Consider the following 13933-nt stretch of genomic DNA (forward strand, 5'->3'; position numbering starts at 1 on the left):
CCCACTAAATGACACAGTTTTTACCTAAGCCACTGCAAAAAACATGTGGAATAATATATTTTTGAAAACCATGAACATTATCGCAAAAACATCGCGCCTGCTGATCCGTGAGTTTACACCCGAAGACGAAACACTTTTACTTGCATTAGATGAAGACGAGCGCCTGACCCGGTACGTAAAAAAGCGCACGCCACAGGAAAGCAAACAAGTTTTTAAGGATACACTGAAAGAATATAAAATTCAGTCGGGCTTGGGGCGGTGGGGAATTTTCAATATCGCTGATAACGACTTTATAGGGGTATGCATATTAAACTACAGCGAATCTGATAAAAACAGTATCGAACTGGGCTACCGCCTGCACCTCAAATACTGGGGAGCGGGCATCGCGACCGAACTTGCAAAAACCCTGGTGTATTATGGCCTTAATGAAGTGGGGTTAAAGGAAATTTGCGCCGTTACCCATCCAGACAATGCCGCATCACAACGGGTTTTATCCAAAGCTGGTTTTGAACCACACGGCCGGGCGTTTTGGTATGGTGAGGATTTGCCTTTGTTTAAGGTGGTGAGGGCTGATTAAGGGTAAATAAACCTTTGTGCCTTCCAACCACGTCATTGCGAGGTACGAAGCAATGACGCGTGGGTGAGATTAGATTAACTATTAGCTGTTCGTTAGCTCCTTTATAATATCCTTACACCCACCTTCAATCAGCATAAAAACGGGTTCAAACTGGGTATCATCATAGTAGGGGTCGGGGACTACCTTATCGCCAAGCAATAACTTTACTTTTTGGGCATCCTCATCGTTGCGGGCCAGGGCCAAAACATCGCGCAGGTTGTTTTTGTCCATCACAAAAATATGATCGAACTCATCGAAATCACTTTCCCTGAACAAGCGGCATACCTGTTTGCTGATGTCGATGCCATGATTACCCGCCGCGCGGGTTGATCGCCGGTCAGGACCTTCGCCAACGTGCCAGTTGCCCGTACCTGCCGAATCAACTTCCCAGTTTAAGCCATTTGCAGTTGCCAAATGCTGCATAATCCCCTCGGCCAATGGCGAACGGCATATATTGCCCAGGCAAACCATTAGTATTCTCATTTTTTTAAGGTTAAAGCTGAAAGGTAAAAGGCCAAAGGTTTTTATTTGAAAGGCAAAAAGTAAAATGCAGAGGGTCTTTTTAACAAACCGCTCGAAACCTTTTACCTTTCGCCTTTACCCTTTCACCTCAAAATTATCCAAAAATTTGATTAAGCACGCCAGCCAGCCGTACACCGGCTTTTAGCATCTGGTGATTAAGTATCTCTATGTATTTAAAATTGTATTTGTAGCTCAGGTTCTCCAGCGGAGTAACACCGGCATATATTTTTTCGGCAAGCTGGTTGCTTTCAAACAACCACTCACTTATCGGATCTTTTTGCAGTTTAGCTCGTTCAGCAGCGGTGGAATGGTTTATCATTGCCGCATATTCGGTATAGCTCAGTTGCTGCGCATCTATCAGCCCACTATCCCAAACCGAGTGCAGGTTGCTTTCCTTACCAAACCATTGTACTTTAACATCATTACCACCTTTATCCTGGGTGTGACCAGTGTGTAATGGCTGGTGTACATCCTCTACGATATGGATCAGCATACGCAGGTAAAGCAGCTTGTTGGTTTTAGCAAGGTCTTTCTTTTTTAATTCAGTAATTAAAAAATTCATTTTGGTGTAGGCATCGGTTACGGTGTCGGCCTTTAAATAGGCCTGCAATTCGGGATAGGTATAAGCCTTATCCAGATCAATAAAATGCCAGTTGTACATATAGTTGTAAGCCGGATCAGATTTAATAAAGTCGGCCCAGTTACTGGTGATAGCGATTGACTCATTGCCTAAAATAGCCTGTATGGCCAGGCGGGCTTTAGGAGTTAAATAGCTGTCGGCTATTTGTCCGCAAATACGGTGGCCGTTTGTTCCCCAGGCCATGCTTTGTAAGGGAGCGTAACATACAGCAATAAACAGAATGATCTTTTTGAGGAGGTTTTTTTTCATTGTTATAATGGTTTTGGTGTACAGCTTGTTCTTTTTATTAAATGCGCGTTGATGGGTATAACATTGGATGTACTTGCAAATTGAATAAGCGAATCGGTTTTTTGTTTAACCTTAAAATACTCCTCATAATCGCCCGAACGAAAACAGCCTTTTTCATCCTTATAGCTGCCATCGGCGTTACAAAACTCGCCTTTGAGGTGTAGCGTATCCAGCCTTTGCGAGTAGGTTCCTTTTATATATTCGGCCCAATGGCCTTTGTTCATACAAGTATCTGAACCGTAATTTACCTTGCTGTATGAGCTGACCTTCATGAAAAAAGAATCGCAGCTAAATTTAAGATCATACAGCGAATAAGCAACCAACCGTTTTTGTGCCGGTACCGAATCCTGTTGCCACTCGCCCTGTACATATTTTTCGCCGGGTTTTTGCACGTCGGGATTTAAGGAGCAAGAGGCTATTAGAAAGGCGAAAGGTAAAAGGTAAAAGGCAAAAGGTTGTTTTGCAATAAAAGATAAAAAACAAAAGCTAAAGGGCTTTGACATAAATACTGTTCGCTATAAACTAAAAGCCCCTCTCCTAAAGGAGAGGGGTTGGGGGTGAGGCTTTTATTTTAAACTACCTATCATTTCTTCGGGTTTAACCCATTGGTCAAACTGCTCGCTGGTTAACAGGCCCAGGGCTATAGCGGCTTCGCGTAATGATTTGTTTTCTTTTAACGCGGTTTTGGCTATTTTGGCAGCATTTTCATAACCGATGTGCGGGTTAAGCGCGGTAACCAGCATCAGTGAATTTTCCAAATGCTTTTTAATGCCTTCATAGTTTGGCTCAATGCCAACAGCGCAATGGTCATTAAATGAAACACAGGCATCACCAATTAAACGGGCCGACTGCAGGAAATTGGCAGCCATTACCGGTTTAAATACATTCAGCTCATAATGACCGTTCGATCCGCCAATGGATATGGTTACATCGTTACCCATAACCTGAGCCGCTACCATGGTAACCGCTTCGTTTTGGGTTGGATTAACCTTGCCCGGCATAATAGATGATCCCGGTTCGTTATCAGGAATGTGGATCTCGCCGATACCTGAACGCGGACCCGAAGCCAGCATCCTGATATCATTAGCTATTTTCATTAAGGAAACCGCTATCTGTTTCAGCGCGCCATGGCTTTCTACAATGGCATCATGAGCAGCAAGGGCTTCAAATTTATTTTCGGCAGTGATAAATGGCAAGTCAGTGAATTTGGCAATATATTCGGCCACTTTTACATCATAGCCTTTAGGCGTGTTGATGCCTGTACCTACCGCCGTACCACCCAAAGCAAGCTCTGAAAGGTGATCGAGGGTGTTTCTTAAAGCTTTTAAGCCGTGATTCAGTTGTGATACATAACCTGAAAATTCCTGGCCCAGGGTTAATGGTGTAGCATCCATCAGGTGGGTGCGGCCAATTTTCACTACGTTTTTAAACGCTTCAACCTTAGCCTGCAGGGTATCGCGCAGTTTTTCAATACCGGGGATGGTTACATCGATCAGTATTTTATATGCAGCGATGTGCATAGCTGTTGGATAAGTATCGTTTGATGATTGCGATTTATTTACATCATCATTCGGGTGGATAAAGGTTTTGCCTTCGCCCAGTTTATAACCTTGTAATACGTGGGCACGGTTGGCTACCACTTCGTTCACGTTCATGTTTGATTGCGTGCCCGAACCGGTTTGCCATATCACCAGTGGAAATTCTGAGGCTAATGCTCCGGTTAATATTTCATCACAAACCTGTGCTATCAGGTCGCGTTTTTCGGCAGGCAATACGCCTAAGTCGGTATTGGTATAAGCGGCAGCTTTTTTCAGATAGGCAAACGCGTCAATGATCTCCTTTGGCATAGATGCCTCGGGACCAATTTTAAAGTTATTGCGTGAACGTTCTGTTTGTGCTCCCCAGTATTTATCGGCAGGTACCTGTACCTCGCCCATGGTATCGTGTTCGGTTCTGAAACTCATGGTAGTATTAAAATTTTTAGCAGGGGCAAAGTTATGGTTTTATATGATGTAAGGGAATGGCTAAGCGTAATCTTTTTAATACAAGATATTCTATTAGGATGGCTGTTGCTTGCACTACTCCATCTAAGTGCTCCGTTTGTATTTCACTCTTTATTAAATAATAAATAACTTAGACGGAAACGCTTAAAACCTTGTATGGAAGCCAGGCCATATTTAAAAGAAATAATTCTTAAACGCGATCTCATTACATCTTTTGAGGAATACCCCTTTCATATCCCGGCCATAAAAAGTCTTTCGTCATTAGCATTTCACCCAGACGTAACTTTTATTGTTGGTGAAAACGGTTCCGGAAAATCAACACTGATAGAAGCGATAGCACTAAACCTGGGTTTTGCAATTGAAGGCGGCACTAAAAATGTGCAGTTTCAAACCCATAATAATGCCTCTGCACTTTTTAAATACCTAACCGGGGTTAAAAGCTTCCGCAAACCATCCGACTATTATTTTTTGCGTGCCGAAAGCTTTTACAATGTAGCTACTTATATGGAAACGGAAACACCGGAGTATCTGGGAAGTTATGGTAACAATGGCAAACCCTTGCATCAATATTCACATGGCGAGGCCTTTATGACCACGTTAACCAATAAGCTTAAAGGAAACGGCCTCTATATTTTTGATGAGCCCGAAGCCGCGTTATCGCCCGCAAGGCAATTAGCGGCACTATCGCTAATAGGCAGACTGGTTAACGAAAACTCTCAATTTATTGTAGCTACTCATTCACCTATATTACTGGCATATCCCAATGCTATTATTTATCAGCTTGATGATGCAGGCATTAAACAGGTTAATTACGAAGAAACCGAACACTATATGGTTACCAAATATTTTTTAAACAACCATCAGGAAATGACCAGGATACTTTTAGGCAATTAAACAGCAGGGCTAAAACTCCCTCTTAGTACCCGATACCCAGGCGTCCAGAGCCGATAGCTGTTTATCGTTTTCATTAAACCATTTCAGATTATCCTCCCGGTAAGCGCTCAGGCTAATGAGGCGGGTAAATGCAGGCATATTATCGGTTTGGGCCAGTTTGCCAAAATAATCGGCATAGTATTTCCAGAAAAAATCCTTGTTGGTTTGTTTCTCCCCCTCTTTAGCTGTTGTTTCGAACACCATTTTTAATTCATTGCTCAGGCGTTCCTGCGGCGAACCGATATTCTGGGTTTCCATTGCCTTTGTTGCCAAAGCAGCTATTGCAATGGAAGCTTCGGCCATTGATATGGGCGAAATTTTATCTTTATCGGTAGTTATTAAAATATTCTTTTGCTCTGCACCGGCCTTAAATATTTTATCAATGTATTCATAGGCTTCGGTCGACCGCTTGGTTTGGGGTTCAAGCAACAGAAAATTACAAAAGGCCATCATGGCACATAACCTTTTATTTTGACCAAGGGCAGCCAGTGCATACGTTCTTTGACTACTGGCATGTTTGGGCTCCAGCTTTATGGCTTCAATAGCATAGGTTTCGGCTTCGGGATATCTTTTTTGACGTAAATAAGCTAAAGCCAAATTAAAGCGCAGCCGCTGAAAATCCGGAAATGCCTTTATCCCCGCTTTGTAACAGGCTTCGGCCTTATCAAACTGATTTTCGTCGTCATAAGTGCTCCCGAGCAGGTCGTAAGCCTGGGCCATTTTATTAGATGCTACCAGTTTCTCCAGGTAAGGGATAGCCTCTTTTGCCCTGCCTGAGCTACACAAGGTATATGACAATTCATACTGTGTATTGATATTATCCGGGTCAATTTTTAATGCTTCCTGGTATTTGGCAATGGCTTCCGGGTATTTACCCTCATCATGCAGGGCAATCCCCTGTTTAACCAGTGTAACTGCATCATCCTTATTTTGTGAAAAAGCATGTAATGAAAAAGCAGAAAATATAAATAGCAGCAAAAATTGGTGATAGGTTTTCATGCTTAAATTTAAACACTGAAATCCGAAAAAGAAAGTGCTTTAAAACTTTCTTTCCGTTGCTGTAACCCAAGCCTCCAACGCCTTACGCTTATCATCATTTTGCTGCAGCCATTGATTATCGGCGGCTTTATTGGCGCTCAGATCCATTAACCGGGCAAATGCCGGCATGTGCTCAGTTTGGGCCAGCTTTAAAAAAAATGAAGCGTAATAGTTTCTAAAAAAGTCATTCCCTGTTTGCTTTTCGGCCAGTTGACCAACGGCCACAAAGATAGCTTTAAGCTGGGCCGCCAACAGATCGGCCGGCGATGCGTATCTCCTCAATGCAGTCGTCGCTACCGCCGCCAAAAGCCCTTTATTTAACGCAATGTTCGAGGCATCCGTTTTTTCGGTTTTCAGGGTACCGCCCTTTAAAATGCTCTGCATATTAGTATACGCCTCGGCCGAGCGTGGACCATCGGGCTCCAGTAATAAAAAGTTGCAAAGCCCCAGTAAAGCAGCTGCCCTTTTGTTTTGATGAAAAGTAACTAAGCCATATAAACGCTGGCTGTTGGCGTGTTTGGGGTCGAGCTTAATGGCATTAATGGCGGCCAATTCCGCATCGGCATATTTCCCTGCTCTGAAGTAGGCCAGCCCGATGTTAAAAAAAAGCGGCTGATAGTCGGGCTTTAACGCTATTCCTGCTTTGTAAGCATCAATGGCTTGTTGAGGTTGATGTGCGGCATCATAAATACTACCTAAAAGCTCGTAGGCCGGGCCGGTAAAATTGTTGCTTGTTTTAATCACTTTATTCAAATAAGGAATACCATCGGCCCCTTTGCCTGACGCAAAAAGCGAGTAAGCCAGCTGGTAATTAGCCTGCGTATTTTCGGGGTCGGCAGTTAATGCTTGTTTATATTTTTCGATGGCGCCGGCATAATTCCGTTCATTGTTTAGCTGAACACCCTGTTTTATTAAGGCATTAACATCAGTATCCTGGGCCTGAGCTAAAACTCCAGGGAATAAAATGGATATAATAAGACAGATCTTTTTCACAGTATTCATACTTAAACATACAAAGAGTAACAATTAAACGAAAAAAATTAAAACTTTAATTCATTCATGAGGTATAATTTCTAATTTTCGCATCCGTTTAAGAGTGAGAAATTTATTATGAGATTAGTGTACCAAAGCGTTCTAACATTTGCCGCCTCCCTATTGATATTAACGTCCTGTTCGTCAAAAAACAATGATAAAAATAAAAGTGTAGACCCTGCTAAAAGCAAGCCCTTAGATACTGTGGCACTGCTGGCCTATAACCCCAAAAATGCTGATAAAAAGATCGACGAAGTGATGAAGGAACTGCATCGCACCCGTGGCTTTAACGGCAATGTGCTGGTTGCAAAAAAAGGTAAAATTATATATGAGAACGCCATTGGCTGGGCCGATTATCTGCATCGCGACAGTCTGAAATTAGGTTCGCAGTTTGAACTGGCTTCGGTTACCAAAACCATGACCTCCACTGCCATTTTGATGCTGATGGAGCGGGGCAAGCTAACGCTTGATGATAACGTAAAAAAGTTTTTTCCTGATTTCCCCTATGAGGGCATCACCATACGCCTGTTGCTTACGCACCGCTCGGGCATGATGAACTATGTATATTTTATTGATGATATATACCGCAGCCAGCACCTGAACCAACGCAAAGGCCTTACCAATGCGGATGCCATGAAAATGATAGCCGAATACAAGCCGCATCCGTTTAATGTGCCCAACAAAAGATTTTTATATAACAACTCCAACTTTATGGTGCTTGGCGCCATTATCGAAAAGGTGAGCGGTATGTCATATGCCCAGTTCATGAAACAGAACGTGTTTATCCCGGCCAGCATGATGCATACCAACGTTTATTCAAAAGCCGTGTATGATAAAATACCGGTTGATGTGGTTGGGCACGACAGGGGGCAGTGGCGTTATTCGGTGGCACAGAACTTTTTGGATGGCCCGGTGGGCGACAAAGGTGTTTACAGTACTATTGCTGATCTTTTTTTGTTCGACCGTGCATTACGTGCCGGCAGGTTGCTGAAACAGGCCACGCTTGATTCCGCCTACGTGCCTCGTAACCCTATGCTGCATGGGCACTTTAGCTATGGCTATGGCTGGCGTACATTTACCGCGCCCGGTCAGGAGGTTATTTACCACACCGGCTGGTGGCATGGTTTCAGGCACATTTATTTGCGCGATATGAAAAACGATATCACCATTGTGCTGTTATCTAATTTAGCCAATGGCAGCTTACTGAAGCTTGATGACCTGTTTAAAGCCGCGGGTATGCCTGTAGTACGTAAAAGCGCATACAAGGGCAATGGCGATACCAGTGATGATTAATTTTTGGTGAGTAGTTGATTAAGTGAATGGCTAATTTAAAATCAAGGTAATTTGCAAATCTGTAATTCTGTCTGAACCACGATTAAACAGATTTTTTAGATTTATAGGATTAAAAAAATCGGGGAAATCCATTAACGGCGCAGCCCTCTTGAACACCAATAAAAAATTAAATCGTGAAAAATCCCATAAATCCTGATTCAGACAATTTGTACATCTATAAACTAAAATATCATGTTTGATAAATTAATGGAGGCCCAGCAAAAGGCGGGCGAAATAAAAAAACGTTTGGATGCCATTACGGTATCAGGAGCGGCCGAGGGTGGAAAAATTACGGTAACAGCCAATGGTAATAAGGTTGTACAGTCTGTACAGATAGACAGTGATTTTTTAGCCGGCGCGGGTAAAGAAGAGGTTGAAGAATTATTAGTAGTGGCCATTAACAAGGCTATGGAACAAGCCGAAAACATAAGCCAAAGTGAAATGGCTGCCATGACCAAAGATATGCTTGGCGGCTTAGGCGGCATGTTTGGAAAATAGACCGCCCTTTAACTCTCTGAAAGGGAAACCTTAGAAGCATCACTTTGTAACTTTTTTGCCACGATAGGGTTATGTGTTGCAACACTTAGTTATAAGTGTTTAGATCTACTTTAATAAATATCAACTATGAAAACTACTTATTACGGTCAATCAACTATTGAAATAGAAACCGGCGGCAAAAAGTTGCTGTTTGATCCTTTTATTACGCATAACCCACTGGCTAAGCATATTGACATCAAGAGCATTAAACCTGATTATATCCTGGTATCGCACGGGCATGGCGATCATGTGGCCGACTTAATTGAGGTACAAAAGAACAGCGGGGCCAAGGTTATCTGTATTGCCGAAATAGCCGACTGGCTTAACAGCAAAGGGGTTGATAATGTACACGGATTGAATATTGGCGGAGGCTTTAATTTTGATTTCGGACGGGTTAAAATGGTTAATGCCATACATTCCAGCACCATGCCCGATGGCGCACCGGGTGGTAACCCAGCTGGGTTTGTGATATATGCCACAGAAGGTAAAAACGTATATTTTGCCGGCGATACCGCCCTTACCTATGATATGAAACTGCTGGAAGATGAGAATCTTGAATGGGCGTATTTACCCATTGGCGATAACTATACCATGGGTGCCGATGATGCCATAAAGGCCGCTGGGTTTATAAACTGCAAAAATATTATTGGTATGCATTACGATTCCTTCCCGGTTATAGTAATTGATAAGGATGACGTGGCCGAAAAGTTTATCAAAGCAGGCCTTAATTTAAAGCTTCCCGCAATAGGCGAAACTATTGAGTTGTAGGAAATTAATGATAAGTCATGCCGAACTTGTTTGGGCACCCCACAAGTAGAGCTTGTCCTGAGAGATCCTGAAACAAGTTCAGGATGACAAACCTCTAAACCCGCTTATCAACAAAAAAAAGCCTCCCGAAATACATCGGGAGGCTTTTTTGCTGATCAGGATTACCGTTTCATCTTGGTGGTGTCTTTTTTCATGGTAGTATCCTTCTTCATTTTTTTGTGTTTCATTTTTTTCTTGGTAGTATCGGTTTGCATTGTACCATTTGTTGTTTTTACTACCGGACCATACGCAAAAACGCTTCCAAAAGAGATCGCTACTAAAGCAATCATACAAAGAGCCTTTTTCATAGTTTTTAAGTTTTAATTTAAATAGTTTTATCTTTTTAAATAGTTTTATCTATTTATAACAAATTAACTATAAATTGTTTGCGTTAATTTTCAATTAAATAATTGTACCGTTAGGTATGATAGCCCGTTTTTTTACAACCACAATGCCATCCTGTACGGTATGTGTTCCAAAATCTCCGTCAGGCAATGTTGCACCAACGTTTATTTGCACATCGTTACCAATATAGGTGTTCTTATCAATAATGGCATTTTTGATCTTGCACCTATCGCCTATACCCATTATTGGCGAACTGCTCAATTTCAATTCGGCAATTTGCTCCAGCGTTTGATAATTATCGCTACCCATTACATAACAGTTCTCAATAATTGTATCAACACCTATACGGGTGCGTATACCAATTAAAGAGCGTGTAATTTGTTTTGCATTGATAATACAACCATCGGCAATAATGGAGTGCTCAAGCAATGTGCCCGATATTTTTGATGGCGGCAGCATGCGGGCCCTGGTATATATGTGATTTTCGCCGAAAAGGTTGAATTTCGGAATGTCATCAGTTAAACCAAGATTGGCTTCAAAAAACGATGGAATAGTACCAATATCTGTCCAGTAACCTTCGTACTGGTAACTTGCTACCTTATGCTCCGAAATTGATTGCGGGATAATCTCCTTACCGAAGTCGGTACGGTCATTGCCTTCCAGCAACTCATATAAAAGCTTACGATTAAAGATATAAATACCCATCGAGGCCAGGTAAACCCTGCCTTCGGCTTTCATTTCATCGCTTACCTCTGAGGCCCAGCTTTCAAAATCCTTTTTAGGCTTTTCAATAAAAGCTGTAACCATGTTATTTTCATCGGTTTTTAATATACCGAATCCCGGAACATCAGCGGCATCAACAGGGATAGTAGCTATAGAAATTTCGGCACCTGTATCAATATGCTGACCGATCATTTCCTCAAAGTCCATCTGGTATAATTGATCGCCCGACAGGATGAGCACATAGTCAAAATCATGCACCGCGAGGTGGTGCAAGCTTTGCCTCACCGCATCGGCCGTACCCTGGTACCAGGTTACATTTGATGGTGTTTGCTCTGCCGCTAAAATATCAACAAAAGCATCACTAAAGCTGCTGAAGTGATACGTGTTTTTGATATGCTTATTTAACGATGCCGAGTTGAACTGCGTTAGCACATAAATACGGGTAATACCTGCATGGAGGCAATTAGAAATTGGAATGTCAACCAGGCGGTACTTACCGGCAATAGGAACTGCCGGCTTGGAGCGTGTTGCCGTAAGGGGGGATAAACGACTGCCCTGGCCACCGCCAAGCACAATTGAAATTACTTTAGATGTCATATCGTAGGGTTTAAACTTTCATATAGGTCATTATATTCTTTTGCCGAACGATCCCATGAAAAATCGAGCGCCATCATGCGTTTGCGTAATAATTGTAGCTGGGCGGTGTTTTGATAAAGTACAATGGCCCGCGAAATTGCCAGGCATATATCATCAACAGAGGCCTGGTTAAAACGGATACCATAACCGTCCTCATCGCCAAAATCAATAACCGAGTCAATTAATCCACCGGTGCTGCGTACCAATGGCATCGTACCATATCTTAGCGAGTATAGTTGGTTAAGGCCACATGGCTCCACCCGCGAAGGCATGAGTAAAAAATCGGCCCCGGCATAAATAAGGTGCGCCAGGGCTTCATCATAACCAATAAACACATTACACTGGCCGGGATATTTGTCTTTAAGCTCCAGCAAGGGAGTTTCCATTTCTTCCTCGCCCGAGCCCAGTATTAAAAAGTTAGCCTCGCCCGGGTTTTCCGTAAGGCTGCGTTCAATAGCCTCAGGCAATAGGTCGGCGCCTTTCTCAATTACCAGGCGGCCTATAAATGTAAACAAGGGCTTGTTGGGGTTTAAAGCAAACCTTTCGCAGAGTGCCTCTTTATTGGCCTGCTTACCTTTTGCCAATTGCTTTACAGTGAAATTCGCGGCTATCATGGCATCGGTTTTGGGGTTCCATACTTCGGTGTCAATACCGTTGATAATGCCATATCCCTTAGCACTTTCAATCCAAAACAAATACTCCAGCCCGTTTGAGTTAATAGTAAGCTCACGCAGATAGGTTGGAGATACGGTTGTATAACGCCAGCAGCATTTTACCGCGGCTGCCAACGGGTTAATGCCCCCGGCCCAGTCAAGCAGACCTGTTTTTGTAAGGTCTATCTCGGGCAGGTACGACAGGTTTTCCCAACCAAAAGCGCCGTGGTATTGCCCGTTATGAATAGTAAATACAGTTGGTATATTAGCCAGTCGCCGGTATAATTTAGAATGATACATTAAGAACGGCACCAAACCCGAATGATGGTCATGGCAATGGATAATATCGGGCGTTTGGTAGGTATAGCTTATCCAATCTAAAAACGCCAGCTGAAAAGCAATAAACTGTTCTCTTTCGTCGGGGTAACTATATACATTTTCGCGATCAAGCAAACCCGGAATCCTCACTAAAAAAAGCTCAAAGCCAAGTTTATTGGTTTTTTCCTTTAATATCTCGAAGTAAAGCCTGCGGGTGCCCAATAGCGTGGCCGCACTGAAAACAATGTCAAATTCATTTTCGCGGGTAAACTTACGGTCGTAATAAGGCATTACAACTGCCGCCTGCAACCCCAACATATTTTGGTATTTGGGCAGTGCGCCAACAACATCGGCAAGCCCGCCAACCTTAGCAACAGGGTAACATTCAGCACTCAGATGGTATATTTTCATTCAGGTTTTATTAGCTCAATTTAAGCAAAGATTACTAAAAGAGAAACCTATAATGATTAATATAGTTTTTAAAATTTAGCGGGATTATTGTAAAAAACTTATTAAAGTTTTACGCCTTACTTTGAAGTATTTGCACTAAAAGCAGCAAAATGATGGAAGAATGCTTTGGGCCTTAGGTACACTAAGCTGAGTTTGTGGCATAAAAACGTCTGATTTATGCTTAGATGGGTTTTGGTTAATACAAGTATGCGATTATTTCTGTGTATTAATAATCCATAAACCAATCATAACCCATTATATTCTGATAGTCGCGGGGAACTGCTGATAATATTTTTTTATTTTTAGGATCATTGTAACCATGCACCAGGTAAAACTTTTTCTTTAGTGTATCTGCGGGATAAATGTATTCAACGGTATCAATGTTCAATCCGTTCCACTTATATTTATAAAGCGGCACCTCTCCGGGATGTCCATATTCAACACCGCGTATCAGTTTTTCAGATGGTGAAAATGTTGGGTTAATGAACCGATATGCTGAAGTAAAATTACCAGCATGAGGCCGGTATAAATAAACATTATAAGCATTACGGGCACAGCAGCCCGATGTGGCATACCAGTTATATAAAAAGTCTTTGAAATGGTCGCCATTAACATCTCTTACTTCAAAGCCCAGATAGTTTAAATAGCCTTCATCCCAGCTTATTAATAAATGGAACTGATTACCATCAAGCAAAAAAACATTGATATGTACATCAATATCGTTGTTCTTGTTAACAACGATCAGATGCTTTTTGTCGTTTGAAAATAAATGCCCAAAAACGAGTTTTGCATACAACGAGGTGTCACTATAGATGATTAACTTTTTTTTATAAGATGACCGGCCCTTATGTTGAAGCGCATATTTCAAAACAGTATCAATAGTTCTTTTTTGTGCGATACTATCGGCTATTCCTTCTTCTTTTTGCTTTTGTCTTATAGAATCTATCCGTTCAATTTTTATTGAATCAGGATGCGTCTGTGCTTTTATAGCAATTGTTTTGTTATTTGGCTGTCGGCAGCCAAATAACAAAACCGCAATAAAGGCGATATACCATTTCAC

General features: G+C 42.2%; 15 protein-coding genes. 5 read left to right on the forward strand and 10 right to left on the reverse strand.

Features of this window, described 5'->3' with window-relative positions; all coding sequences use genetic code 11:
- Positions 1-70: 70 nt before the first annotated feature.
- Positions 71-577: a GNAT family N-acetyltransferase gene (locus M2273_RS17655; RefSeq protein ID WP_429399075.1), complete on the forward strand. Its 507-nt coding sequence runs from the start codon at positions 71-73 to the stop codon at positions 575-577.
- 81 nt (positions 578-658) lie between these two features.
- Here M2273_RS17655 and M2273_RS17660 read toward each other — a convergent pair whose 3' ends face one another.
- From M2273_RS17660 to fumC, 4 genes are all read right to left on the reverse strand, one after another.
- Positions 659-1099, reverse strand: coding sequence for a low molecular weight protein-tyrosine-phosphatase (locus M2273_RS17660; protein ID WP_429399076.1), 441 nt, complete (start codon positions 1097-1099; stop codon positions 659-661).
- 133 nt (positions 1100-1232) lie between these two features.
- Positions 1233-2027, reverse strand: coding sequence for a S1/P1 nuclease (locus M2273_RS17665; protein WP_429399077.1), 795 nt, complete (start codon positions 2025-2027; stop codon positions 1233-1235).
- 2 nt (positions 2028-2029) lie between these two features.
- Complete coding sequence (locus M2273_RS17670; RefSeq protein ID WP_429399078.1) at positions 2030-2569, reverse strand: fumarate hydratase; 540 nt, start codon at positions 2567-2569, stop codon at positions 2030-2032.
- A gap of 63 nt (positions 2570-2632) precedes the next feature.
- On the reverse strand, positions 2633-4030 hold the full coding sequence (gene fumC / locus M2273_RS17675) for a class II fumarate hydratase (RefSeq protein ID WP_429399079.1): 1398 nt from the start codon (positions 4028-4030) through the stop codon (positions 2633-2635).
- 195 nt (positions 4031-4225) lie between these two features.
- Between fumC and M2273_RS17680 the strand changes: the two genes are divergently transcribed.
- Positions 4226-4963, forward strand: coding sequence for an AAA family ATPase (locus tag M2273_RS17680; protein WP_429399080.1), 738 nt, complete (start codon positions 4226-4228; stop codon positions 4961-4963).
- Between the two features lie 9 nt (positions 4964-4972).
- Here M2273_RS17680 and M2273_RS17685 read toward each other — a convergent pair whose 3' ends face one another.
- Together M2273_RS17685 and M2273_RS17690 are read right to left on the reverse strand one after the other, a co-directional pair.
- A complete protein-coding gene (locus M2273_RS17685; protein ID WP_429399081.1) occupies positions 4973-6001 on the reverse strand; it encodes a tetratricopeptide repeat protein in 1029 nt (342 codons plus the stop codon).
- Between the two features lie 39 nt (positions 6002-6040).
- Positions 6041-7033 carry a tetratricopeptide repeat protein gene (locus tag M2273_RS17690; RefSeq protein ID WP_429399082.1) on the reverse strand — a complete coding sequence of 331 codons (993 nt, stop codon included), beginning with the start codon at positions 7031-7033 and terminating at the stop codon, positions 6041-6043.
- A 117-nt stretch (positions 7034-7150) separates the two neighbouring features.
- Between M2273_RS17690 and M2273_RS17695 the strand changes: the two genes are divergently transcribed.
- The 3 genes from M2273_RS17695 to M2273_RS17705 all read left to right on the forward strand — a co-directional run bounded on the left by M2273_RS17695 (position 7151) and on the right by M2273_RS17705 (position 9709).
- Positions 7151-8365 (forward strand): serine hydrolase domain-containing protein, encoded by a 1215-nt coding sequence (locus M2273_RS17695; protein ID WP_429399083.1) that lies wholly within the window; start codon positions 7151-7153, stop codon positions 8363-8365.
- A 231-nt stretch (positions 8366-8596) separates the two neighbouring features.
- Complete coding sequence (locus M2273_RS17700) at positions 8597-8902, forward strand: YbaB/EbfC family nucleoid-associated protein (RefSeq protein WP_429399084.1); 306 nt, start codon at positions 8597-8599, stop codon at positions 8900-8902.
- 126 nt (positions 8903-9028) lie between these two features.
- Complete coding sequence (locus M2273_RS17705; protein ID WP_429399085.1) at positions 9029-9709, forward strand: metal-dependent hydrolase; 681 nt, start codon at positions 9029-9031, stop codon at positions 9707-9709.
- Positions 9710-9870: 161 nt separating this feature from the next.
- Here M2273_RS17705 and M2273_RS17710 read toward each other — a convergent pair whose 3' ends face one another.
- The 4 genes from M2273_RS17710 to M2273_RS17725 all read right to left on the reverse strand — a co-directional run bounded on the left by M2273_RS17710 (position 9871) and on the right by M2273_RS17725 (position 13933).
- Complete coding sequence (locus M2273_RS17710; RefSeq protein WP_429399086.1) at positions 9871-10056, reverse strand: hypothetical protein; 186 nt, start codon at positions 10054-10056, stop codon at positions 9871-9873.
- Between the two features lie 94 nt (positions 10057-10150).
- Entirely contained in the window at positions 10151-11413 is a 1263-nt protein-coding gene (locus M2273_RS17715) for a glucose-1-phosphate adenylyltransferase (protein WP_429399087.1), read from the reverse strand.
- The gene (locus M2273_RS17720) at positions 11410-12834 is read right to left on the reverse strand and encodes a glycogen synthase (RefSeq protein ID WP_429399088.1); all 1425 of its coding nucleotides are present in this window, start codon (positions 12832-12834) and stop codon (positions 11410-11412) included. Before M2273_RS17720 ends, M2273_RS17715 begins: the two co-directional genes overlap by 4 nt.
- Positions 12835-13099: 265 nt before the next feature.
- Entirely contained in the window at positions 13100-13933 is an 834-nt protein-coding gene (locus M2273_RS17725) for a hypothetical protein (protein ID WP_429399089.1), read from the reverse strand.

This window comes from Mucilaginibacter lappiensis, from assembly GCF_050433765.1.
Classification (GTDB): domain Bacteria; phylum Bacteroidota; class Bacteroidia; order Sphingobacteriales; family Sphingobacteriaceae; genus Mucilaginibacter; species Mucilaginibacter lappiensis_A.

Coding starts and splice junctions, on each gene's coding strand:
- M2273_RS17655 (WP_429399075.1), top strand. CDS start 71: ATGAACATTATCGCAAAAACATCGCGCCTGCTGATCCGTGAGTTTACA.
- M2273_RS17660 (WP_429399076.1), bottom strand. CDS start 1,099: ATGAGAATACTAATGGTTTGCCTGGGCAATATATGCCGTTCGCCATTG.
- M2273_RS17665 (WP_429399077.1), bottom strand. CDS start 2,027: ATGAAAAAAAACCTCCTCAAAAAGATCATTCTGTTTATTGCTGTATGT.
- M2273_RS17670 (WP_429399078.1), bottom strand. CDS start 2,569: ATGTCAAAGCCCTTTAGCTTTTGTTTTTTATCTTTTATTGCAAAACAA.
- fumC (WP_429399079.1), bottom strand. CDS start 4,030: ATGAGTTTCAGAACCGAACACGATACCATGGGCGAGGTACAGGTACCT.
- M2273_RS17680 (WP_429399080.1), top strand. CDS start 4,226: ATGGAAGCCAGGCCATATTTAAAAGAAATAATTCTTAAACGCGATCTC.
- M2273_RS17685 (WP_429399081.1), bottom strand. CDS start 6,001: ATGAAAACCTATCACCAATTTTTGCTGCTATTTATATTTTCTGCTTTT.
- M2273_RS17695 (WP_429399083.1), top strand. CDS start 7,151: ATGAGATTAGTGTACCAAAGCGTTCTAACATTTGCCGCCTCCCTATTG.
- M2273_RS17700 (WP_429399084.1), top strand. CDS start 8,597: ATGTTTGATAAATTAATGGAGGCCCAGCAAAAGGCGGGCGAAATAAAA.
- M2273_RS17705 (WP_429399085.1), top strand. CDS start 9,029: ATGAAAACTACTTATTACGGTCAATCAACTATTGAAATAGAAACCGGC.
- M2273_RS17710 (WP_429399086.1), bottom strand. CDS start 10,056: ATGAAAAAGGCTCTTTGTATGATTGCTTTAGTAGCGATCTCTTTTGGA.
- M2273_RS17715 (WP_429399087.1), bottom strand. CDS start 11,413: ATGACATCTAAAGTAATTTCAATTGTGCTTGGCGGTGGCCAGGGCAGT.
- M2273_RS17720 (WP_429399088.1), bottom strand. CDS start 12,834: ATGAAAATATACCATCTGAGTGCTGAATGTTACCCTGTTGCTAAGGTT.